Origin of the sequence: Burkholderia sp. BCC0397, from assembly GCF_902832865.1 — a bacterium.
Lineage (GTDB): Bacteria > Pseudomonadota > Gammaproteobacteria > Burkholderiales > Burkholderiaceae > Burkholderia.
In genome coordinates this window covers 73,246-94,233 of sequence record NZ_CADFDL010000013.1, presented here as the reverse complement: position 1 = coordinate 94,233, position 20,988 = coordinate 73,246, and the positions used below count along the sequence as shown (strand labels likewise).

Here is a 20,988-nt window from a genome sequence, read left to right as displayed (position 1 = left end):
GTTGCCGAGTTCGCCGTTGTCGCCGACCTCTATCGAGCAGGCTGCGAGCTTCCTTGCGCTTGCTCTGCCATAACGGCCATGGCGGCCTTTCCAGTCTCGGCCTGGTAGAAAGGACAATTGAATGATCGATCTGAATGGCAAGCGTGCATTGGTTACCGGCGGGTCTCGAGGCATAGGCGCCGCGATCGCGTTGGCGCTGGCCGAAAACGGCGCCGATGTCGCGTTTACGTACCAACGCTCGACCGACAAAGCCGACGCGGTGGCCAAATCCATCGAGAACACCGGGCGTCGCGCAGCCGCCATCCTAGCCGATAGTGCCGATCCGGAAGCGATCACGCGTGCCGTCAGCGATGCCGTCGCGGCGCTTGGCGGCCTCGATATTCTCGTCAACAGCGCGGCGATCGGCCACGCCGGAACGATCGCCGACCTTGATGTGCACGACTATCAAACGTTGATGGACGTGAACGTCCGAGCGCCAGTGCTGTTCGCGAAGGCCGTCATTCCGCATCTTTCCGCAGGGGGGCGCATCGTCTCGATCGGATCGGGTCTGGGGGAACGGGTCCCGTTCCCCGGCATGACAGCTTATGCGATGTCCAAGGCGGCACTGATCGCATTTACCCGCGGACTGTCGCGCGAACTCGGTCCGAACGGCATTACGGTCAACCTCGTGCAGCCCGGATCGGTGAATACCGACGCCAATCCGGCGGACGGTGCGGCTGCCGACTTCCAGCGGAGCCTGACGTCGCTGGGGCGCTTCGGCGAACCGCGAGAAATCGCGAACGCCGTGGTTTTCCTGGCAAGTCCCGCAGCGAGCGTGATCACCGGCGCGATCCTGACCGCGGACGGTGGCGCAATCGCCTGACACGAACCCGGCCGTGCACGCTTGCCGTCCCGCCGGCTTCCGGGCCGTCCGCTGGCTGGCGGTTGACGGCGTCGATCGATCCAGCAAGAGGAGCAGGACAATGTCGCTCGATCACTTCCCGGTCGGACAGCAGATGCAGGTGGTCTATCCGGTATTCACCGTGCACCTGACGCTGCACTCCACCGAACGAATGACCTTCGAGATCAAGGACGGGCCGTACGCTTCGGTCGAAACCGTCGACATCGAGGTCGCGCCGCTGGGCCACGGCACCTTCGCGGTGAGCTGGAAGGAGTCGAACGGTGCGGCGGTCGTGAACATCCAGAATTACGACCTCGGCATCTTCCACTCGTTCGTCGCGTTGCCGGATGGAAATTTCTGGCGCATGAAAGGCCAAATGACGATGACGCATCCGGCTGCTCGTCAGGCGCGCGCGCATCAGGGCTGACGGGACGGGAATTCGTCGGCTGGCTCCGCAACCGCACGCCACGCTGACAGGCCGATTACCGTTTTGTCATCTACGCCGTTCGCGCCTGCACGGAGCGAAGCCGTGTCGCCGTTTCCGGGTAACATCGCCGGATGTCCCCACGAAAGCGACGGAGCCGGCGATGCGCATCCTGATAGTCGAAGACGAACCGAAGACGGGCGCGTACCTGAAGAAGGGGCTCGAGGAATCGGGCTTCAGCGTCGATCTCGCGAAGGACGGCGGCGAAGGGCTGACGCTCGCGCAGGAAGAGCGTTACGACGTGATCGTGCTCGACGTGATGCTGCCCGTGCTCGACGGCTGGGGCGTGCTCAAGCGGCTGCGCGACACGCACACGACGCCGGTGCTGTTCCTGACCGCGCGCGACGACGTGCAGGATCGCGTGCACGGCCTCGAACTCGGCGCCGACGACTACCTCGTGAAGCCGTTCGCGTTCGTCGAACTGCTCGCCCGCATCCGCACGCTCGCGCGTCGCGGGCCGCCGCGCGAGACCGAGCATCTGGCAGTCGGCGATCTGGAAATCGACGTGGTGCGCCGCCGCGTGAAGCGCGGCGCCACGCGGATCGACCTCACGCCGCGCGAATTCTCGCTGCTGCAACTGCTCGCGCGCCGGCAGGGCGAGGTGCTGAGCCGCACGCAGATCGCATCGTACGTGTGGGACATGAATTTCGACAGCGATACCAACGTGGTCGAGGTCGCGATCCGGCGCCTGCGCGCGAAGATCGACGACGCGTTTCCGGTCAAGCTGATCCATACCGTGCGCGGCGTCGGCTACGTGCTCGAACCGAAGGACGACGCATGACGCGCCCGCGCTCGCTGGCCGCGACGCTCGCGCTGGCCTTCGCCGCGACCACGCTGGCCGCGTTCGCGCTCGTCGGCACGTATGTGTATGCGGGCCTCGAGCGGCAGGTGAACACGCAGGACGATCTCGACATCGTGCTGGCCGCGCGCCACACGCGCCGGCTCGCGGGCGAGCTCGAGTCGCTCGATGCGGCTCGCGCGCACGCGGAGCGGCTGACGAGCCAGGTGCTGGGCAACGAGGCGCTGTCGATGGCCGCCGTCGATGCGCGGGGCGACGTGCTCGCGCGCCACAACGTCCGGCTCGCCGCGCTCGACGACGCGCCGGCGGCCGCCTCGGTTCCGCTGGCCGACGCGCAGCTGTTCGCGCCGCACGCGGTGCCGGTTCCCGCGAACGACCGGATCACGGCCGACCGGCTCGTCACGTGGCGCACCGGCGGCGGCACGCCGATGCGCGGCGTCGTGATCGAGGCCGCGCTCGGCGACCGCACGCCGATCCGTATCGCGATCGCGCGCAACATGCGCGACCGCGCCGATCTGCTCGACGGCTACCGCGACCGGCTCGAGATCGCCGGCGGGCTCGGCGCGCTATTCGCGCTGCTGCTCGGCTACTGGCTGATCCGCACGGCGCTCGCACCGCTGCGCGAGATCGTCGACAACACCGGCCGGATCACGGTCGACAAGCTCGACACGCGGCTCGATGCGTCGCGCGCCCCGCCCGAGCTGCGCACGCTCGTCGATGCGCAGAATGCGATGCTCGGCCGCCTGCAGCAGGCATTCGCGCATCTGTCGCAATTCAGCGCCGATCTCGCGCACGACCTGCGCACGCCGCTGAACAACATGCGCGGCGCCACCGAAGTCGCGCTCGCGCGGCCGCGTTCGGCCGACGAGTACCAGGCGCTGCTCGAATCGAATCTCGAGGAATACGATCGTCTCGCGCGGATGATCGAGAACGTGCTGTTTCTCGCGCGCGCCGAGCACCCGAGCTTCGTCACGCGGCAGCGTGCGTTCGACGTGCGCGACGAACTCGAGCGCATCGCGGAGTATTTCGAGGGGCTCGCCGACGAAGCGGGCTCGACGCTGCGTGTCGACGGGCACGGGCAACTGACCGCCGACGTCGAGCTGTTCCGCCGCGCCGTCGGCAACCTGCTCGCGAACGCGCTGCGTTACACGCCCGCCGGCGGTGTCATCACGCTGAGTGTCGACGAAACGGCCGATGCGGTACGCGTCGTCGTCGCGAATCCGGGCGAGCCGATCGATCCCGCGCTGCTGCCGCGAATCTTCGACCGGTTCGTGCGCGGCGACCCCGCGCGCAGCGGCGGCGCGCCGGGCGGCACGGCCGGGCTCGGCCTCGCGATCGTGCGCTCGGTGATGGAGCTGCACGGCGGCACCGCGCAGGTCGAAAGCGACGCGCGCGGCACGCGTTTCGTGCTCACGTTCAACCGGCTGCCGGCTGCGTGACGGCGGGGTCGGGCCGCACGGCGGCCGCGGGTTGCTTCGCGCCGGTGTTCGATTCCGCGTCTGAGCCTGCGTTCGCGCTCGCCTGCCAGCCGCCGCCCAGCGCCTTCAGCAACCCCACTTCGGCCCCGATCCTCGCGGGTCGAGCCGTCAGGCCTCCTCTCCAGGCCACCACGGTTTCGCCGCACGCTCGATCAGGTAATCGCCGAGATTCTTGCCTTCCAGCCATTTCGGTCCCGGCCCGAATCCAGACCATTGCTTATCAGAAGAGGGGGCGCAGTATTTCGCTTGCGCATGCGGTTTGCGCGATTTCCAGAAACCAGCCGCGCGCAGCAGTTCGTTCTCGGTGATGCCGTAGAGCGCCACGCGCTCCTGGACACCAGCCACATACGTCTGCTTCTCGTCCTTCTTCACGTCCGCGAGTCGAATATTCAGTTCGCGGAGCTGAGCCTGTAGGTCTTGTAGTTCAATCGTCAAGATCGTTGCCGAGTTATTGCAATAGGACGGAATGGTAATGGATGATCGGCGTGGCGCCGAATTTTCCGAGGAGTTGAAGGTTTGCTGGGCATCTGATTGCGATTAGCGGCGCTTGCCGCCATAATTCCTCGTAACACGATACGGAATGGGTGGCGTTACAGGATGGCAAAAGCACCTGTTATTGAGCTGCATCAGATTCGACGCGCACTCAAAGTTGCCGCCGTCACGGGGCAAGCGCCGCTGCGCGACGTGGCACTACTCTCGGTGCTCGACTCGACCGGTGTTACGCCGAACGAAGCCGCGAAACTGTTCGCCTCCGACTATCTTGCAGTGGATGGCTCCGTGCGCGTCGATTCGACGCGTAGGCCCGAAATAGCGTTCAACGGTAAGAGCCGTCCGCTCGTGTGGGCGAACGCCAAGGCTCGCGAAGCCGTGGACGACTACCTGCGCTATCGCCGTGAAGCAGGTCACGGCATCAGCACCGCACGCGCGGCGTACAGAGGCCTAGACTTGTAGAGCCCGCTGTTCCTGACCAGCGACGGTGCGTCGTTCACTTTTACGCGACCCATCACGCGTACAGGGGCGGCCAGTTACTCTTGCGAAACGCTGAACGAAATCATCCGCCGACTGCACACGCAAGCGGGCATCGAAAGCGGCAACGCCAATGCGACCCGGCGAACCTTCGCAGTGAACCTCCATCGTCAAGGCCGCTCGCCCAAACTCATCCAACAATTGATTGGAGTTTCCAGTCTCGCGGCCGTTAAACGTCTCGTGGACGGCGATCCAGTAACGCCCGCGTCTGTCGTGCGAGGGGTGATCTGATGACGAATGTGAGCGAACCTGGACCAAACCTAACAGAAGCAATGAAGAACTTGAACTACATGTAACGGGGGTTGCTTGTCATCACTTTTTCCCAGGCCCGGCATCGCAGCCGCGTTAGCCGACAAGATGGAGGGCTGTCTGAATTGGCTGCTGAACAGACAGGTCACGTTGTTTCCCACGCAAGGCGTCAGGCTGCGCGCTGACCGGATGCTGAACTGGAGCGCGGTCCTCGCGCCGCGCCTGGAGCGTCGGCTCCAGGCCGTGCGGCGACGGGCGCATCAGAAAGGATTCTGAGAAAATCTGTACGTCCGTGTGGACCCCGAGCACCGCGTCGTTTCGCTGTTTCTCGGCGTACATCCGGTCGGCATTTCGTTAAAGCATCAGTATCCCAAGACCACCGCTTCCGAAGGCGGTGCTGCGCTGGTCTTCTCCCAAGCGGTGACCGGCAACGTCGCCGTGTTCCTGTATCCGTACGACTCCGAGTTTATGCACCAGCCCGAAAAACTCATTGTCTGGCGCGTGTTCCGAAGCCCGACCGAGGTCACGCGGCGCACTATTGACGCGGCGCTGGTAGACGCGTTTCGCTACTGGCGCGTGTCTAGCGTGGTTGACGGCGGGTCATGGTGGGATCGCAGGCGCATCGGCATGTTGCGACGTCGCGACCGCTATGGGTCGGAAGACAAGGCGCTATCGACGAGGCCGAGCGTCATGCAAGAGTTCGTGAGCGAAATCCTCGCGTGGTGGCCGGTCGCCGCGATTATCGGCTTCAGCGCTATCGTGACGATCGTGACGGGCTGGCACGACTTTACCGACAAGGTAGGCCAGACGCTGCACTCACCCCCTACCGGAACTGGGCAAGTACCTGCAAGCGTATCGATCGTACAGCCTGCGCCGGTGGTCCAGACCAGGGATGTCTCGCGTGATCGGGCCAAAAACGGTTCATAATCGGTAGGAAAGCAAGGAAAACCAACTTGCACAAATTTTTCCCACATCTGATGCAACGCAAGCCTTTCTTCATTTGCGTCGCAGTTTCGGCAGTCTTCCTGTCCGCGTGCGGCGACAAGGAGAGCCATGCGACGGGACAAACCCCGGCGCAGGCGACCACCGCACCGGCCAAGGCTAAGGAATTGACTCCCGATATAGCTGCGGCATGGGCGCAGAACGTGAACAGCCACAAGACCGCAGACGGTTCGACGGTTTCGCAAGTTCTGGCCTATGTGCAGGCCAAACGGCCGGCGAAGTTCAAATACCGGGCACTCGAGGGCGGAGACGACATCGGGTATGACGGAGTCACGGGCGAGCCCCGCGCAGTGAGCATTACCTACTGGATTGGGACGAAGCGTCGGGAGGACGAAAACTATGTCGATATTGGCTATGACATGACGCCGCAAGGACAAGTGATTGCTCCTTCCGAGAAGGACGTGCCCGCGATGTTGGCACTCGAAGGCGGGAAGCAGTCGTTATTGAAGTGGCTTGACCGCGCCTACGAGGAAGATTGCCGCGACGTGGAAACACACAAATTTACTTGCTAGTTTGAGTCTGAAAACAATCTGCGCGCAAGGGCACTTACCAGCTGGATGCCGGGCTAAATCGAGAACGGATCCTATATGAAACTTGACGAAGTACGCACTCAACTGCCGGAGTTTGAGCGCGTGGTCGCGATTGTGGCGAAGGAGATGGGAGATCACAAGCCGAGTGAGATGATTTTCATGGAGGTCTTGCGCGAGATCGTCTGCTCTCAGGCTCGTGGGGCCTGTCACAAATTCTCAGCAGTGTTATATCTGCTTCTTGCAGAATTTGAGGCCCAATTGCCCGCCGATGAGGCACAGGAAGTCTGCTTGCGGATCGGTGTCGTCGCGTCTCGTTATGACTACAAGTTCGATCATTCATGGGTGCAATATGGCCCCGGCGTATATGACCCTACCGTCTGCCTACCGGGAGACGAGGGAGGCAAGACCGACGGTCCGGTCTTCGCCTCGCACGATTTACTTTCCGGAAAATTTGTACATCGGCTATATACGGAACTGGCGGCTGAACCACTCAGTGAGGTTGCGCAGCGTGTCTCCGAATGGTCTCTGGAGGAATATTCCGAGCACATCGCGGTGGATGGCATCCCGAGCCTGTGGGAAATTGCCGAGGAGATCGGCGCTCGGATTGGTTTTCCGCTCAACGCCGAGGCGCTGCGTGCAAGGTATGGAGCGATCCGCCGGATGCCCGCAGAGGTCTCATAGGAAAAATCAGGGAGAGTATGCAATGATGAGCGGGCGACCACTACCGCTGGTCGGTTCTACCGTCCATGTTCGAAAGACGGGCGAGCCGACTGGAATTTACGAGGTTGTGGGAAACAACAAATACAGGGATTCGAATGGAACGGTTTATGGACTGGACATCTTCCGGCCTGTGTACGAGAGCATATCGGTCATCGATCCCGTAACGGGCGCGGTTACCACGTACTGATCGGGAAACAACGAGAGAAGCAGATGAACGCGATCATCGAATGCCTCCGACTCGTACGTAGCTCACAGCTACGAGGGCTCCGAGCAAACGGTCCTCGATGTCATCGCTGATTGTCAGGGAGGAATGGAAGAAGAGCGCGAGGGGGCAATCGGTGCGTAGGAGCAACGCGAGCTCGATTACGCGCGAGTTGCAATCCGTGACGGCTTCCTCCGACTCGTGCTAGTCGCAGTCGAGAAGGCGCTGATCGCCAGTCAGTTACCGCGAGACGAATACGAGTACGGTCTGAACTACGGCCGGCCTCAATGACGCGGAAAGCCCCACCGGTGTTTGTACGAGGACAACATGAAAGTGGTCACGCCGCTTGATCGGGTATCGCTAGCTGCGATTCCGTCTGCTTTGCCGGGCAAGTTCTACAAAGGCGGCCCATACGAACTCGATGAATTGCTTCGGGAGCCGGAGGAATATGGCGACGAAGAGATCGATTGGCGCTCAATCCAAATCGCAGACGCACACAACGTCCCGATGCGTATCGCGCACGTTGAGATTGCGTGTAGTCAACACCAGGCGAACACGTGCGGCTCACCCGGGCTAGGAACCCGAGTTGAGTATGTACTGAGATACCTATATCGGGAGGACGCCAAGTCAGCGATCACGGGCGTGGTTCAGCTGAAAATTAGCCACAGAATTCTTGGACGGAAAAGGCTTTTCGAGGTTGATTGTGAAAAAGTCATCCAGACAGTGTATGTGGAACGTAGCAGCCGCGGAAGAGGTATAGCGCGCGTCTTGCTTGCGGAGGTCTTGGATGATGCGCCAGACGTTCGCGTTCACCCCCAGTTCTCAGATGACGGTGCGAAGCTCTTTGGTTTCGACAAGACCGGCAGGCGGAGTTCATACGAGAAGGTATAGGAAAAGGGAAATCATCGAATGCCACTTGCCGATCTTGCACGAGACGGATGGGAGCTCGACGATGCAGAACCAATTGCTCGCGAGCATCCAGCGACATTTTGGTTGCCTGAGCGTGAGCGGCGCGAGTCTCTTGTTCCAGGCGATATAGTAAAGTTGATTTTTCGCATACGGACCATCGATGATTTCGGTAACGAAGCCATCAACGTCGAGCGCATGTGGGTAACGACGGAGCGGGTCGAGGGAAGCTTCTACTATGGCAAGCTCGATAACGATCCGCTATGCACGCCTGACATTCGCGCGGGCTTTCGTGTAACGTTCGAGGCTCGCCACGTTATCGGCATTTGGGATTGAAAGAGGTAGGGAAGCGATATGAAAACGGGCCTGGGGTGGCTGGTGTTCTGCCTGCCGGTACAGGGATTCGCAAACCCTGTATGTACCGAGATACCTGAAGGAGCGCGGTTGCAACCCTACGTGATCGAAGACGTGGAATATAAGCCCCCCGGCTACCCTCGGGCAATCTATGCCGTGACGGACGGTGAGGTCCTATGGGTTCGGTTTGATACGCCCCCTCCATGGCCACGCCCCTACACGCCTGGACCGAAGGACGGGTCAGATCTTATTTTGAATTGGCATGCGTCGAAAGAATGTCTTATGGTCATGAAAGAAGGCCACTATGCGAATGGGAAGCGCGACGCGTTTACAACCTTTCCAGATGAGGTGTATCTCGCCCAGGATGGTCGCAGGACCCGCTTAGCCACCACGCCGTTTGAGATGCCGACGCCGAACTGGGCGACGCCCAACAAATCAAAATAGCCTCGGCAAACGAGGGGATGTGCGGCAGGGAATTTTGCGCTCTGTATCAGGTCGCCGACATCTATGGTAATGACGTCTGGACCGAGTTACTCGACGTGAGAGAGATCGGCAGCAGCACAAATAACTCATAGATCAGCGGAAAACGGGGAAGGGGCTATGAAGAGAGATTGGGATCTGCTACGAAAGCAACTGACGGACATGGAAGCAGGACATGATGTCCTCGCGGACATTCCAGATGTGCCGAAATGGACCGATGACCTGACGTGGGAAGCCTACGATGATCTCGCGAAAGGCCAAAGGGCCGTGGAAGAACGAATTGCTGGCCACTTGGAGCTTCTCATCGACAGTGGCTACGTGGAAGGCCTACAAGTACTCCGAGGTGCCGATAATCACTTCTCGTACGGCGTGTCTGCGCCGCGCCTCACCATGGCCGGACACGACCTGCTCGATACCATGCGATCTGCCACGATCTGGGAATCGATCAAGTCCACCGCGCGGACTAAGGGCATCGAACTGACGTTCGACGCCATCAAGGCACTCGCCGGTTACGCTTTGAAGCATGCGTTGGGCGCATAGGAAAACGACCGATGGGCGAGAACAAGGTGCGCAGGGTCCAGAGCGATCTGGTCGCTCACCCGTCCTCCGGATTGGCTGGTGGATGTATGGCACAGCACGGGGCAGTGTGGATGCTGTCGGGAAGAGATCTTCGAAACGATTTTCCATTTTTCGGCACAATCGGCTTTATCTTCGGCCTGATGCAATGGTTCGGTTACCGCTACTTCAACAAATCCAACGTTGGTACCGAACTCTTGATGGAGCACATCGCCTTTAACTCCCTACTAATGACCGTGATGGTCCTCTGGTTCGCCAAGTGGGGTGTTGAGCGGCTTTGCATCACGCGGGATAGACCGCTTCTCCGTGCACTAATAGCGCACGTCAGTACTCGCGCCGTAGCCTTGGCCTCGGTCGCGGCTACGACCGTCATCGGTTTCGGGGCGGCCGCCGCTGTATGCCGCAATATTGGCCCGGCCCTATGGACCTGGTATTTTTCGCTTTACCTCGTTGCGATGGCCGAGATCGCCGCGAATCCGTTCTTCGGGCCGAACCACTCCAGGCTGTATCGCTGCGCGATGGTCATCGTCATTGTTTCGCCCGTCGCCGCTTCATTCATGCGTTGAGGCGAGCCGTCGCCGAAGTGTTGGGCGACATCTGTAACGCGTGGCGCATCGACACCACGCTAGACCGTGGTGAGCGAGCCAATTGTGACAAGCGGCGGCGAAGCCATTCGCCTCGGACTTGAAGCAGTTGCTCCACTTTTCGGGATCGAAGGCACGTAGGAAAACAGGAGCATATCGGTGAAACGGATTCTTGTCATTGTCGGCACGACGTGTGGCATCGCTGGACTAGCGTTGGCGTACAACCCGATGACCGGAGTGGTGGATAACCCCTTTTTGGCGCTGTTGTTGCCCGCACTGATCCTCAATTTGTGGGGGATGTTCTACCCGGATTAACAACTCGGAAACCGCGATGCAAATCACTCGTGGCACCGCTAAGGTGGTCTACTGCAAGGCAATCGACCCGGGCGCAAGTGATGGAGAAGACATGGTTCGCGTGACTGACGGTGACATGTTGTGGGGTGACGTCAACGAGCCGTATTACCGACGTGCAGCCTTTCGTTCGCCGATCGAAGAGTTGGAATGGCGCTACGGCTGCGCGTCTCTCACGTTCAACCGGCCGCCGGCTGAGTGACGCCGGGCTCGGGCCGCACGGCCGCTGCGGGTTCCCTCTTGCCGGTGTTCGATTCCGCATCTGAGTCCGCGCTCGCGTTCGCCTGCCAGCCGCCGCCCAGCGCCTTCAGCAACCCGACTTCGGCCTCGATCCGGCGCGCGTCGATCTGATCGGCCGTGCGCCGGTTCGTCAGCGCGATCGTTTGCGCGGTCACCACGTCCAGATAGCTGACGGCGCCGGCGTTGAAGCGATTCGTCGTCAGCCGCAGCGACAGGTCGGCCGCGTCGGTCGCGCGCTGCTGGCTGCCGGCTTCGGACGCGAGCGCATCGAGCGCGGACAACTGATCCTCGACCTGCTGGAACGCGACGAGCACGGTTTGCCGGTAATCGGCGACCGCGCCGTCGTATTGCGCATGCGCGCCGCGCAGCGACGCGCTGCGGCGGCCACCGTCGAACAGCGTGCCGGCGAGTTGCGGGCCGAGCGACCAGAACAGGCTCGGCGCGGCGAGCCACGGCGCGAAGAACGAACTCTCGAGGCCGGCGCTCGCCGACAGCACCAGATCCGGGAAGAACGCGGCGCGCGCCTCGCCGATCTGCGCGTTCGCGGCCGCCACGCGACGCTCGGCCGCCGCGATGTCGGGCCGCCGCTCGAGCAGTTGCGACGGCACGCCGGCCGGAATGGCCGGCACGTGGAACGCCTGCACGCGCGGCGGCAGCGCGAACGTCGACGCGCTCTCGCCGACGAGCGTCGCGATTGCGTGCTGCAACTGCGCACGCGATGCATCGATGTCGGTGTCCTGCGTGCGCGTCGATTCGAGTTGCGTCTCGGCTTGCGCAACCGCCGACGCGTCGATCGCGCCGGCCGCGAGCTGCTGCTTGAGCAGCGTCAGCGCGTCCGCGTACGCGTGCACCGAGTCGTCGAGCAGTTGCTTCTGCGTATCGAGCGAGCGCAGCGCGAAATAGTCGGTCGCGAGTTCGGCCGTGACCGACAGTTTCACGGCCTGCAGGTCGGCCGCACTCGCGGCGGCGTTCGCCTGCGCGCCGATCACCGCGTCGCGCACGCGGCCGAACACGTCGGGTTCCCAGCTCGCGGCCACGCCGGCCTGGTAGTCGGGCGTCGTCTTGCCGGCGAGCGACGAACCGAGCCGGTTTTGCGACACGCGCGCGCGGCTCTGCGCGACGCCCGCCGTGATCGTCGGCAGGAACCCGGCGTGCTGATAGTCGACCATCGCGCGCGCCTGTTGCAGATCGGCGACGGCTTTCTTCACCGTCTGGTTCGACACGTCGACGCGCGCTTCGAGCGCGTTCAGATCGGCGTCGCCGAAGACGGTCCACCAGGCGCCGCGAGCGGCGGCGTCGGCTGGCATTGCGGCGCGCCAGCCGGCCTGTGCGGCCGGCGCGCCAGCGTAGTGCGCGGGCACCGCGACAGCGGGCGGCGAATAGGGCGGCAGCGTCGAGCAGGCGGTCAGTGCGGCGGCGGCGCCGAGCGCGACGATGCGGCGGGCGAACGGGAGCGGATGAGGAAGGCGCATGGTAGATATCTCGTGAGTCGTCGTCGATGGGTCAGCCGCGCGCGGGCGCAGGAGCGGGCGTTGATGTAGCCGGCGCGGCGCCGGCCGCAGACGCCGGTTGCACGGCCTGCGCGGACGAAGCGGCCTGCGCAGACGTAGTAGACGAAGCGGACGAAGCGGACGAAGCGGACGAAGCAGCAACCGGCGCCGCGGCGCGCTCGGTCGACACGATCTTCACGGCTTCGCCGGCCGTGATCGCATCGCCCGGGTTGTCGATCACGCGATCGCTTGCCGCGAGCCCCGCGACGATCTCGACGCGCGTGCCGAAATCACGCCCGATCTGCACGGTCTTCAGCGCGGTTTGGCCGTTCGCGCCGACGGTGGCGACCGTCACGCCGTTCGGGCGGAACAGCAGCGCGCTGACCGGCAGGTCGAGCGCCGGCGCCGCGCTCGGCACGACGAGATGCGCCTGCGCATACGCACCGGGCATCAGCGCGCCGTCGCGGTTGTCGACGTCGATCTCGACGCGCAGCGTGCGCGTGACGGGGTCGATCGCGCCCGCGCTGCGCGCGACACGCGCGGCAACGCGCCGCCCCGGATACTGCGGCGTCGTCAGGTAGACGGACGTGCCGGCCGATACGCCGGCCGCGCTGTCCTGCGGCACGTCGACGAACACGCGCAGCGTGTCCGTCTGTTCGAGATGGAACAGCTCCCCGGACAAGCCCGGGCTGCCCGGCGTGCCGCCCGCGGTGACCAGCGTGCCGACGTCGACGTTGCGTGCGGTGATCACGCCGTCGAACGGCGCGGTGACGGACTCGTACGACACGAGTTCGGCAAGATGCGCGACGTTCGCCTGCGCGGAGGCAAGCATCGCGCGCTTCGCGTTCATGTCCGCGACCTTCGTGTCGGTGTCCTGCTGCGACACCGATTGCGTTTTCAGCATGTCCTGCCAGCGCTGTGCGGTCGATTTCGCATAGTCGTAGTTCGCCTGCGCGCTCGCTTCGTCGGCGCGTGCCTGGCGTAACTGCGCATCGAGATCGGGCGCCGAGATCTGCGCGAGCGTCTGGCCGGCTTTCACGTGCGTGCCGAGATCGACGTTCCAGTGCGCGATATAGCCGCTCGTGCGCGCATAGATCGACGCGTCCGCATAGGGCGCGACCGAGCCGGGCAACGTCAGCGTCTGGTCGGCCGGCGCCGCGCCGGGCACGACGATGGACACTGGCAGCGCCCGCTGCGCGGCCACCTGCGCCCGCTGCGCGGCGCGGGCATCGATACGCGGCACGATGCCGAGCGCGAGCAGCGCGGCGGCGAGCGCGACGGCCGCGAGCGGCACGGCGAGCTTGCGGCCGCGGCGGGCCGGCGGGGTGTCGAGGGCGGCGCCGCGCGCGACGGGCGGCGCGGCTGCGGCCGTGGTGGCCGCTTCGGCGGCGGGCGGCGGAGCGACGGGTTCGATCGAGTCGTTCATGATGGTTCCGGGTTCGGGCGAATCGAAGGATGAGAAAGGGCGGGCGTCCGCGCTCAACGCAGCGCCGGCGTATCGGGCGCGTGCTGCGTGCGCCGGGCGGCCGCGGCGTCGCGACGCCGCGCGAGCCACGCGTGGACGAAGCCGAATAGCACCGGCACGAACAGCAGCGTCGAGAACGTGCCGAATGCGAGGCCGCCGATCACCGCGCGGCCGAGCGGCGCGTTTTGCTCGCCGCCGTCGCCGAGGCCGAGCGCCATCGGCAACATGCCGATCAGCATCGCGAGCGCGGTCATCACGACGGGCCGGAAGCGGCTGAAGCCGGCGTCGAGCGCGGCCTGCCACGGCGGCTCGCCGGCCGCGAGCAGCTCGCGCGCCGAATTCACGACGAGAATGCTGTTCGCGGTTGCGATGCCGATGCACAGGATCGTGCCGGTCAGCGCGGGCACCGACAGCGTGGTGCGCGTGACGAACAGCATCCACGCGATGCCGGCGAGCGACGCCGGCAGGCCGCCCACGATCACGAGCGGATCGAGCCACGACTGGAAATTCACGACCATCAGCAGGTAGACCAGCGAGATTGCGAGCGCGAGGCCGCCGAGCAGGCCCGTGAACGATTCGTGCATCGCCTGCACCTGGCCGCGCAGCACGATCGACGAGCCGGGCGGCAGTTGCGCGCGCGCGGCGTCGACGAGCTTCGTCACGTCGCCCGTGACGCCGCCGAGGTCGCGCCCCTGCACCGACGCGAAGATGTCGAGCACCGGCTGCACGTTGTAGTGCGACACCACGGCCTGCTGCGTCGCGCGCGAGAACGTGCCGAGCGCACCGAGCAGGTTCTGCGCGGGTGCGCCCGCGGCCGGGCCGCCGGCCGGCGTCTGCGGCGCGCGCGCGGTGCCGGCGGGCAGCGGCACGTTCGCGAGCGACTGCAGCGAATTCACCGTGTATTGCGGCGTCTGCACGAGCACCGGGTAGCTGACGCCGTTGCGCGGATCGAGCCAGAAGTTCGGCGTCGTCTGCGAGCTGCCGGACAGCGCGATCAGCAGGTTCTGCGCGACGTCGCGCTGCTCGAGGCCCGCCTGGATCGCCTTCGTGCGGTCGACGTTCACGTTGATCGCCGGTTCGTCGCCGGGCTGCTGGATGCGCGCGTCGACGAGGCCGCGCACGCCGCGCAGCTTCGCGAGCAGCGCATTCGCGACCGCGCGGTTCTGGTCGAGCTTGTTGCCGACGATCTGGATGTCGATCGGCGCGGGCAGCCCGAAATTGAGGATCTGGCTGACGATGTCGGCCGGCAGGAACGCGAACGTCACGCCGGGGAACGACTGCGCGAGCACGTTGCGCAGCTTGGCGACGTACGCGGCGGTCGACGCATGATTCGGCTTCAGCGTGACGAGCACGTCGGCGTCCTCGGTGCCGATCGGATCCGACGAGTCGTACGTGAGGTTGATCCCGCTCACCGGCACGCCGATGTTGTCCAGTACACCCGCGAGCTGGCTGGCCGGAATCACGCCGCGGATCTTCGCTTCGACTTCGTCGGTCAGCCGCGCGGTTTCCTCGATTCGCGTGCCGGTCGGCGCGCGCAGATGCAGGCGGATCTCGCCGGTATCGACCGACGGGAAGAAGTCCTGCCCGGCGAACGCGTAGAGGCCCGTCGATGCGACGCAGGCGAGCAGGAACGCGGCTGCGAAGCGGCGGCGCCGCGCGATCGCCGCGGACAGCAGCGCGCGATAGCGCAGCCGCACGGCCTCGAAGCGATGCTCGAACGTGGCCTGGAAACGCGCGATGCGCGCGAATACGCCGCGCGGCGGCCGGCCGCTCCCTTTGGCGCGCATCAGCGCCATCGCGAGCGTCGGCACCAGCGTGCGCGAGAAGAAGTACGACGCGATCATCGCGAAGATCACGGCCTCGGCCAGCGGCACGAACAGATAGCGCGCGACGCCCGTCAGCAGGAACATCGGTACGAATACGATGCAGATCGACAGCGTCGACACGAAGGTCGGCACCGCGATTTCGCCCGCGCCGGTCAGAATGGCCTCCTCGAGCGGCGCGCCGAGCTCGAGATGATGCGTGATGTTCTCGATCGCGACGGTCGCGTCGTCGACGAGGATCCCGACCGCGAGCGCGAGCCCGCCGAGCGTCATGATGTTGATGGTCTGGCCGAGCGCGGACAGCGCGAGCAGCGACGTGAGCACCGCGAGCGGGATCGTGATCGCGATGATCAGCGTCGCGCGCCAGCTGCCGAGAAACAGCAGGATCATCAGCGCGGTCAGGCACGCGGCGATCAGCGCTTCGCGCACGACGCCCTGGACCGCTGCCTTCACGAACACGGACTGATCGTCGAGCGGCGCAATGTGCAGCGCCTTCGGTAGCCCGGCCGCGATCTTCGGCAGCATCGCCTTCACCTGGTCGATGATCGTCAGCGTCGACGCGCTGCCGGTTTTCTCGACCGTCAGCAGCGCCGCGCGCTTGCCGTCCACCCGCACGATGTTGGTCTGCGGCGCGTAGCCGTCGCGAACGTGCGCGACGTCGTGCACATAGACGACGTTGCCGCCGATCGTCTTCACCGGCAGGTCGTTCAGCGCGGCGACCGTCTGCGTGCTGCCGTTCATCTGCACGTTGTATTCGTGCGTGCCGATCTTCGCGGTGCCGCCCGGCAGGATCAGGTTCTGCGCGTTGATCGCGTTGACGACGTCGATCGGCGCGAGCCCCTTCGCCTGCAGCGCGCGCGTATCGAGATCGACGACGATCTGGCGGATCTTGCCGCCGAACGGCAGCGGCACGGCCGCGCCCTGGACGGTCGCGAGCTGCGTGCGGATGAAGCTGTTGCCGAGGTCGTACAGCTGCTGCTCGGCGAGCGTGTCGCTCGACAGCCCGAGCTGCAGGATCGGCACGGTCGACGCGTTGTACGTGATGATGTTCGGCGGCAGCGTGCCGGGCGGCAGGATGCGCAGGATCGATGCGGCGTTGCTCGCGGCTTCCGCGATCGCGCGATTGATGTCGGCGCCCGGGTGGAAGAAGATCTTCACGACCGACACGCCGTTCAGCGACTGCGACTCGATGTGCTCGATGTCGTCGACGTCGGACGTGAGCGCGCGTTCGTAGTTCGACGTGATCCGCTTGGCCATGTCCTCCGCGGAGAAGCCGTTGTACGACCAGACGATGCTGACGACCGGAATGTCGATGCTCGGGAAAATGTCGGTCGGCGTGCGCAGCAGCGCGAGCGGTCCCGCGATGAAGATCAGCAGTGCGAGTACGACGAACGTGTAGGGCCTGCGTAACGCCAGCCGGACGATCCACATGATGGTGCTCCTCGAAGCAGGGCTCGGATGCGCATTCGATGCGATGAGCGTGCAGTCTGCCGGCGCGGCGTTGACCCGACCCTGACTCGAGGATTACGAAACCGTTATCTGTGCGGGCGGCGGCATCGGCGGCGTTTGGTCGCCGGCGGCCCACCCTTGCTTTTTCATATGCCTTACCATAAAGCAAGGAATATTGGAGGTGTCCCAATGACAGCAGCCACTATCACTTCAAAGGGCCGGGTCACGATCCCGACGGACGTACGCAAACAACTTGGCCTGGAGTCGGGAGACCGGATCGAATTCAGCTTCAACGAGGCAACGGGCCGGTATGAGATCTACCCGGCCACGCACTCGCTCGCATCGCTGAAGGGCGTCGTGAAGAAGCCCAAGAAGCCGGTGTCAATCGAGGACATGCGTCGGGCCATCGCCGAACAGGGAGCGTCCGCGTGATGATCGGACTGGATTTCGCATGAACTCGACGATCAACCGGCATACGGATCGCGGTGCGGGCCTGCGATGTGTCCGGCGAACCGGGGCGGCCCGCACACGACGGGCGCGGGCGATCAGATAACAAAACCGTAATCGAAGCCTCACCTTCAGGAAAGCGCGCGAATCGCAGAATGAATCCAACTCTTCATCACATCGATGGGGAGCGGATGTCCGGCCTGATCTGCGGACGCGAATATGCCATCTTTGAGAGGTGAACATCATGAACAACCTGATTCGTGCAGTACTGCTTTCCTGTGCGCTGAGCGCACCGCTCGTCGCATTTGCACAAACCACCGACCATACGGTCTCACGCGCCGACGTGCGCGCCGATCTCGTCAGGGTCGAACAGGCCGGTTATCGGCCGATCGGCACCGACCCGTACTATCCCGAAGACATCCAGGCCGCCGAGGCGAAGGTCGCCGCGCAGCAAGCGCAATCGGCCGCCGCACGGCCGACCGACGCGGCAAAGACGGCTACGTCGTCGCTCGCATCGCTCGACGCGCAGTCGTTGTACGAGCATCACTGAACGCGGTTGTCGACCGCCGTCGGCAGCCCGGCGGCGGATCGTTCAACGGCGTGCATGCCCCCGTGCGTCAGTGCTCACCCTTCTCGAGCACGTTCTGTGTGAGGGTGACCGACGGAATCGTCGGCTTGAGCAACGTGCGGCGCGCGCGACGGCTCAGCCACTTCCAGCCGGCCACGAGCAGCAGCGCGACCAGCGGGATCGATGTAATCGTCCACGTCCCGTTCGGGTAGTCGAATGCCATCAGCACCAGCACGCCGAGCAGGAACAGCAGCGTGAGCCACGATGTCACCGGCGCGCCCGGCATCCTGAACGACACGTCGTCCACCTCGCCGCGCCTGACCGCCGCGCGGAACTTCATCTGGCACACGACGATGAAGCCCCAGGTGCTGATGATGCCGAGCGACGCGATGTTCAGCACGATCTCGAACACGCTCGACGGCACGAGATAGTTGAGCAGCACGCCGACCACATAGATCGCGACGGTCACCAGAATGCCCGCGTACGGGACGGATTGCCCGCTCATCCGCGCGAGGAAAGCGGGGGCCGAGCCGCCCATCGACAGCGAACGCAACACGCGCCCGGTCGAATACAGGCCGGAATTGAGGCTCGACAGCGCGGCCGTCAGCACCACCAGGTTCATCACCGAGCCGATGCCCGGCACGCCGAGCGCGCCGAAGAACGTGACGAACGGGCTCTGGCCCGCCTTGTACGCACTCCACGGCAGCAGGCAGACCAGCAGAACGACCGACGCGACGTAGAAAATCGCGATGCGCCAGATCACGTTGTTGATCGCGCGCGGCAGCACCTTGCGCGCATCCTTGCATTCGCCGGCGGCCGTGCCCACCAGTTCGACGCCCGCGAACGCGAACACCACGCCCTGCACCAGCACCAGCGCCGGCATCAGTCCATGCGGAAAGAACCCGCCGTTGTCGGTGATCAGATGCATGCCGGTGCCATGGCCGGCGACCGGCATGCCCGTGCCGAGGATCGCCGCACCGATCACGAGAAACAGCACGATCGCGGCGACCTTGATCAGCGCGAACCAGAACTCCATCTCGGCGAACCACTTCACGCCGATCAGGTTCATCGTCGCGACGATGCAGAGCGCGACGAGCGCGAAGATCCACTGCGGCACGGCCGCGAACGGCGCCCAGTAATGCATGTAGAGCGCGACGGCGGTGATGTCGACGATGCCGGTCATCGCCCAGTTCAGGAAATACATCCAGCCGGCGACGAACGACGCCTTCTCGCCGAGGAATTCGCGCGCGTACGACACGAAGCTGCCGCTGCTGGGGCGATGCATCACGAGCTCGCCGAGCGCGCGCAGGATCAGGAACGAAAACGCGCCGCACACCAGATAGACGATCGCGAGCGCCGGGCCGGCGGCCTGCAGCCGGGCGCCGGCGCCGAGAAACAGCCCGGTGCCGATGGCCCCGCCAATCGCGATCATCTGCACCTGTCGATTGCCGAGGGTCTTGTGATAGCCGGCTTCGTGCGATTCGAGCCAGCTGCGTTTGTCGGTTTCGCCGGTTGTCGACGGTTCGGGAATCGATGCCATGACGGTATCCTCGCGTACGGATGGGATTGGATTCATCCCGATCGCGGGACGATCGGGACACCGGTATCGGAGGAGCCGCGCGCGGAATCGAGCGCGCGCCTCCTGCTTGCGATTCGCCGGGCGTGGCGAACGGCACGGTACGTCGCGAACGTATTCAGCCGTAATTCCCGTCACAAACAGAATGCAAATTTGGACTGAGCCTGTTCGAATCCGTGCATAGGGCCTCGGCGACGGGTGAACCAGATAGGTAATTTGGTGCGCCGGCGCGCTCTGCGGGGGCAACCGTTACCGACGGTGCCGGCTCATGCACCGAAATGAGGAATCCAGTTCACCGAAATTTCCGCCTCATGCCGGTGCGGCAGGCGTTTCACGGCAATGGCCCGGTTTTTGCTGGAGAGGTGTTGGCCGCGCAACGGTTGCGCGCTGCCCGACGACATACCAGACAAGGAAGATTCACCGTGAGCCCGACGACCCGACCGTTCCCCCGACGCACCTGGCTGGCTGCGCTGCTCGCCGCGCCCGTGATGGCGCTGTTCGCCGCCGCGCCGGCCCATGCCGATGCGCTCGACACCATCGCGAAAAACGGCGCGCTGCGCGTCGCGGTGCCCGAGGACTATCCGCCGTTCGGTTCGGTCGGCACGGACATGCAGCCGCAGGGCTACGACATCGACATGGCAGGACTCCTCGCCAAGGCGCTCGGCGTCAAGCTGAAGCTGGTGCCCGTGAACAGTGCGAACCGGATTCCGTACCTGACGACCAACAAGGTCGACATGGTGATCTCGTCGCTCGGCAAGACCCCGGAGCGCGAGAAGGTCATCGATTTCTCGAGTGCGTACGCCCCGTATTTCCAGGGCGTGTTCGGGCCGTCCGACGTGAAGGTGAGCGCGCCCGCCGACCTGTCCGGCAAGACGGTCGGCGCGACGCGCGGCGCGCTCGAGGAGATCGCGCTGTCGCAGCTCGCGCCGGGCGCGACGATCAAGCGCTTCGAGGACAACAACGCGACGATCCAGGCGTTCCTGTCGGGGCAAGTCCAACTGATCGCGGCCGGCAACATCGTCGCGGCGGCGATTCTCGCGAAGAATCCGCCGCGCCGCCCCGAGGTCAAGTTCGTGATCAAGAATTCGCCGTGCTTCGTCGGCGTCAACAAGAACGAACCGCGCCTGCTCGCGAAGATCGACGATGCGATCGCGCATGCGAAGCAGGACGGCACGCTGGGCGAGATGTCGCGGAAGTGGCTCGGCCAGCCGTTGCCGGTCGGACTGTGACGAATCGCCGTGTCGCCTGACACGGCGCCGCGGCCGGCATGGCCGGCGCGGCGCGTGTCGTTGTCCGAACCCGAATTGAC

General features: G+C 64.4%; 24 protein-coding genes. 18 read left to right on the top strand and 6 right to left on the bottom strand.

Annotated features, from left to right (window positions below; genetic code table 11):
* Positions 1-121: 121 nt before the first annotated feature.
* From HWX03_RS29290 to HWX03_RS29275, 4 genes are all read left to right on the top strand, one after another.
* Positions 122-862: an SDR family oxidoreductase gene (locus HWX03_RS29290; protein WP_175873676.1), complete on the top strand. Its 741-nt coding sequence runs from the start codon at positions 122-124 to the stop codon at positions 860-862.
* 13 nt (positions 863-875) lie between these two features.
* The gene (locus HWX03_RS29285) at positions 876-1,307 is read left to right on the top strand and encodes a hypothetical protein (RefSeq protein ID WP_175873675.1); all 432 of its coding nucleotides are present in this window, start codon (positions 876-878) and stop codon (positions 1,305-1,307) included.
* A 160-nt stretch (positions 1,308-1,467) separates the two neighbouring features.
* Positions 1,468-2,145, top strand: a complete 678-nt coding sequence (locus HWX03_RS29280) for a heavy metal response regulator transcription factor (RefSeq protein WP_027786146.1) — start codon at positions 1,468-1,470, stop codon at positions 2,143-2,145.
* Positions 2,142-3,602, top strand: coding sequence for a heavy metal sensor histidine kinase (locus HWX03_RS29275; protein WP_175873674.1), 1,461 nt, complete (start codon positions 2,142-2,144; stop codon positions 3,600-3,602). Before HWX03_RS29280 ends, HWX03_RS29275 begins: the two co-directional genes overlap by 4 nt.
* Here the strand turns inward: HWX03_RS29275 and HWX03_RS29270 are convergent.
* Positions 3,580-3,720 carry a hypothetical protein gene (locus HWX03_RS29270; RefSeq protein WP_175873607.1) on the bottom strand — a complete coding sequence of 47 codons (141 nt, stop codon included), beginning with the start codon at positions 3,718-3,720 and terminating at the stop codon, positions 3,580-3,582. The two genes, HWX03_RS29275 and HWX03_RS29270, sit on opposite strands and share 23 nt — an antisense overlap.
* 29 nt (positions 3,721-3,749) lie before the next feature.
* Positions 3,750-4,076: an H-NS histone family protein gene (locus HWX03_RS29265; protein ID WP_175873673.1), complete on the bottom strand. Its 327-nt coding sequence runs from the start codon at positions 4,074-4,076 to the stop codon at positions 3,750-3,752.
* Positions 4,077-4,238: 162 nt separating this feature from the next.
* Here HWX03_RS29265 and HWX03_RS29260 point away from each other — a divergent pair, with 162 nt between their 5' ends.
* The 11 genes from HWX03_RS29260 to HWX03_RS29205 all read left to right on the top strand — a co-directional run bounded on the left by HWX03_RS29260 (position 4,239) and on the right by HWX03_RS29205 (position 10,823).
* Positions 4,239-4,592, top strand: coding sequence for a hypothetical protein (locus HWX03_RS29260; RefSeq protein WP_175873672.1), 354 nt, complete (start codon positions 4,239-4,241; stop codon positions 4,590-4,592).
* Positions 4,593-5,210: 618 nt separating this feature from the next.
* The gene (locus HWX03_RS29250; protein WP_175873671.1) at positions 5,211-5,843 is read left to right on the top strand and encodes a hypothetical protein; all 633 of its coding nucleotides are present in this window, start codon (positions 5,211-5,213) and stop codon (positions 5,841-5,843) included.
* A 26-nt stretch (positions 5,844-5,869) separates the two neighbouring features.
* A complete protein-coding gene (locus HWX03_RS29245; protein WP_175873670.1) occupies positions 5,870-6,430 on the top strand; it encodes a hypothetical protein in 561 nt (186 codons plus the stop codon).
* Positions 6,431-6,505: 75 nt separating this feature from the next.
* The gene (locus HWX03_RS29240; protein WP_175873669.1) at positions 6,506-7,129 is read left to right on the top strand and encodes a transposase; all 624 of its coding nucleotides are present in this window, start codon (positions 6,506-6,508) and stop codon (positions 7,127-7,129) included.
* A gap of 568 nt (positions 7,130-7,697) precedes the next feature.
* Entirely contained in the window at positions 7,698-8,261 is a 564-nt protein-coding gene (locus HWX03_RS29235) for a GNAT family N-acetyltransferase (RefSeq protein WP_175873668.1), read from the top strand.
* An 18-nt stretch (positions 8,262-8,279) separates the two neighbouring features.
* Entirely contained in the window at positions 8,280-8,612 is a 333-nt protein-coding gene (locus HWX03_RS29230) for a DUF2314 domain-containing protein (protein WP_175873667.1), read from the top strand.
* A gap of 18 nt (positions 8,613-8,630) precedes the next feature.
* Positions 8,631-9,074 carry a hypothetical protein gene (locus HWX03_RS29225; protein ID WP_175873666.1) on the top strand — a complete coding sequence of 148 codons (444 nt, stop codon included), beginning with the start codon at positions 8,631-8,633 and terminating at the stop codon, positions 9,072-9,074.
* A 156-nt stretch (positions 9,075-9,230) separates the two neighbouring features.
* Entirely contained in the window at positions 9,231-9,650 is a 420-nt protein-coding gene (locus HWX03_RS29220; protein ID WP_175873665.1) for a DUF2513 domain-containing protein, read from the top strand.
* Between the two features lie 11 nt (positions 9,651-9,661).
* A complete protein-coding gene (locus HWX03_RS29215) occupies positions 9,662-10,252 on the top strand; it encodes a hypothetical protein (RefSeq protein WP_175873664.1) in 591 nt (196 codons plus the stop codon).
* A 177-nt stretch (positions 10,253-10,429) separates the two neighbouring features.
* Positions 10,430-10,585 carry a hypothetical protein gene (locus HWX03_RS29210; RefSeq protein ID WP_175873663.1) on the top strand — a complete coding sequence of 52 codons (156 nt, stop codon included), beginning with the start codon at positions 10,430-10,432 and terminating at the stop codon, positions 10,583-10,585.
* Between the two features lie 16 nt (positions 10,586-10,601).
* Positions 10,602-10,823 (top strand): hypothetical protein, encoded by a 222-nt coding sequence (locus HWX03_RS29205; protein ID WP_175873662.1) that lies wholly within the window; start codon positions 10,602-10,604, stop codon positions 10,821-10,823.
* On the opposite strand, the gene HWX03_RS29200 is transcribed toward HWX03_RS29205, so the two are convergent.
* Genes HWX03_RS29200 through HWX03_RS29190 form a run of 3 tightly spaced genes read right to left on the bottom strand, consistent with a single transcriptional unit; the run spans position 10,801 to position 17,070 of the window.
* A complete protein-coding gene (locus tag HWX03_RS29200) occupies positions 10,801-12,333 on the bottom strand; it encodes an efflux transporter outer membrane subunit (RefSeq protein ID WP_175873661.1) in 1,533 nt (510 codons plus the stop codon). The two genes, HWX03_RS29205 and HWX03_RS29200, sit on opposite strands and share 23 nt — an antisense overlap.
* 31 nt (positions 12,334-12,364) lie before the next feature.
* The gene (locus HWX03_RS29195; protein WP_175873660.1) at positions 12,365-13,777 is read right to left on the bottom strand and encodes an efflux RND transporter periplasmic adaptor subunit; all 1,413 of its coding nucleotides are present in this window, start codon (positions 13,775-13,777) and stop codon (positions 12,365-12,367) included.
* A 53-nt stretch (positions 13,778-13,830) separates the two neighbouring features.
* Positions 13,831-17,070 carry an efflux RND transporter permease subunit gene (locus tag HWX03_RS29190; RefSeq protein ID WP_175873659.1) on the bottom strand — a complete coding sequence of 1,080 codons (3,240 nt, stop codon included), beginning with the start codon at positions 17,068-17,070 and terminating at the stop codon, positions 13,831-13,833.
* A 207-nt stretch (positions 17,071-17,277) separates the two neighbouring features.
* Between HWX03_RS29190 and HWX03_RS29185 the strand changes: the two genes are divergently transcribed.
* Both HWX03_RS29185 and HWX03_RS29180 read left to right on the top strand, forming a co-directional pair.
* On the top strand, positions 17,278-17,520 hold the full coding sequence (locus tag HWX03_RS29185; protein WP_175873658.1) for an AbrB/MazE/SpoVT family DNA-binding domain-containing protein: 243 nt from the start codon (positions 17,278-17,280) through the stop codon (positions 17,518-17,520).
* Between the two features lie 259 nt (positions 17,521-17,779).
* Positions 17,780-18,085 (top strand): DUF4148 domain-containing protein, encoded by a 306-nt coding sequence (locus tag HWX03_RS29180; RefSeq protein WP_175873657.1) that lies wholly within the window; start codon positions 17,780-17,782, stop codon positions 18,083-18,085.
* Between the two features lie 67 nt (positions 18,086-18,152).
* Here HWX03_RS29180 and ansP read toward each other — a convergent pair whose 3' ends face one another.
* Complete coding sequence (ansP, locus tag HWX03_RS29175; protein WP_175873656.1) at positions 18,153-19,643, bottom strand: L-asparagine permease; 1,491 nt, start codon at positions 19,641-19,643, stop codon at positions 18,153-18,155.
* 458 nt (positions 19,644-20,101) lie between these two features.
* On the opposite strand from ansP, the gene HWX03_RS29170 reads away from it, so the two are divergent.
* A complete protein-coding gene (locus tag HWX03_RS29170) occupies positions 20,102-20,908 on the top strand; it encodes a transporter substrate-binding domain-containing protein (RefSeq protein WP_175873655.1) in 807 nt (268 codons plus the stop codon).
* The last annotated feature ends 80 nt before the right edge of the window (positions 20,909-20,988 follow it).

Coding starts and splice junctions, on each gene's coding strand:
- HWX03_RS29235 (WP_175873668.1), top strand. CDS start 7,698: ATGAAAGTGGTCACGCCGCTTGATCGGGTATCGCTAGCTGCGATTCCG.
- HWX03_RS29260 (WP_175873672.1), top strand. CDS start 4,239: ATGGCAAAAGCACCTGTTATTGAGCTGCATCAGATTCGACGCGCACTC.
- HWX03_RS29275 (WP_175873674.1), top strand. CDS start 2,142: ATGACGCGCCCGCGCTCGCTGGCCGCGACGCTCGCGCTGGCCTTCGCC.
- HWX03_RS29190 (WP_175873659.1), bottom strand. CDS start 17,070: ATGTGGATCGTCCGGCTGGCGTTACGCAGGCCCTACACGTTCGTCGTA.
- HWX03_RS29195 (WP_175873660.1), bottom strand. CDS start 13,777: ATGAACGACTCGATCGAACCCGTCGCTCCGCCGCCCGCCGCCGAAGCG.
- HWX03_RS29240 (WP_175873669.1), top strand. CDS start 6,506: ATGAAACTTGACGAAGTACGCACTCAACTGCCGGAGTTTGAGCGCGTG.
- HWX03_RS29220 (WP_175873665.1), top strand. CDS start 9,231: ATGAAGAGAGATTGGGATCTGCTACGAAAGCAACTGACGGACATGGAA.
- HWX03_RS29225 (WP_175873666.1), top strand. CDS start 8,631: ATGAAAACGGGCCTGGGGTGGCTGGTGTTCTGCCTGCCGGTACAGGGA.
- HWX03_RS29200 (WP_175873661.1), bottom strand. CDS start 12,333: ATGCGCCTTCCTCATCCGCTCCCGTTCGCCCGCCGCATCGTCGCGCTC.
- HWX03_RS29180 (WP_175873657.1), top strand. CDS start 17,780: ATGAACAACCTGATTCGTGCAGTACTGCTTTCCTGTGCGCTGAGCGCA.
- HWX03_RS29280 (WP_027786146.1), top strand. CDS start 1,468: ATGCGCATCCTGATAGTCGAAGACGAACCGAAGACGGGCGCGTACCTG.
- HWX03_RS29230 (WP_175873667.1), top strand. CDS start 8,280: ATGCCACTTGCCGATCTTGCACGAGACGGATGGGAGCTCGACGATGCA.
- HWX03_RS29215 (WP_175873664.1), top strand. CDS start 9,662: ATGGGCGAGAACAAGGTGCGCAGGGTCCAGAGCGATCTGGTCGCTCAC.
- HWX03_RS29185 (WP_175873658.1), top strand. CDS start 17,278: ATGACAGCAGCCACTATCACTTCAAAGGGCCGGGTCACGATCCCGACG.
- HWX03_RS29205 (WP_175873662.1), top strand. CDS start 10,602: ATGCAAATCACTCGTGGCACCGCTAAGGTGGTCTACTGCAAGGCAATC.
- HWX03_RS29290 (WP_175873676.1), top strand. CDS start 122: ATGATCGATCTGAATGGCAAGCGTGCATTGGTTACCGGCGGGTCTCGA.
- ansP (WP_175873656.1), bottom strand. CDS start 19,643: ATGGCATCGATTCCCGAACCGTCGACAACCGGCGAAACCGACAAACGC.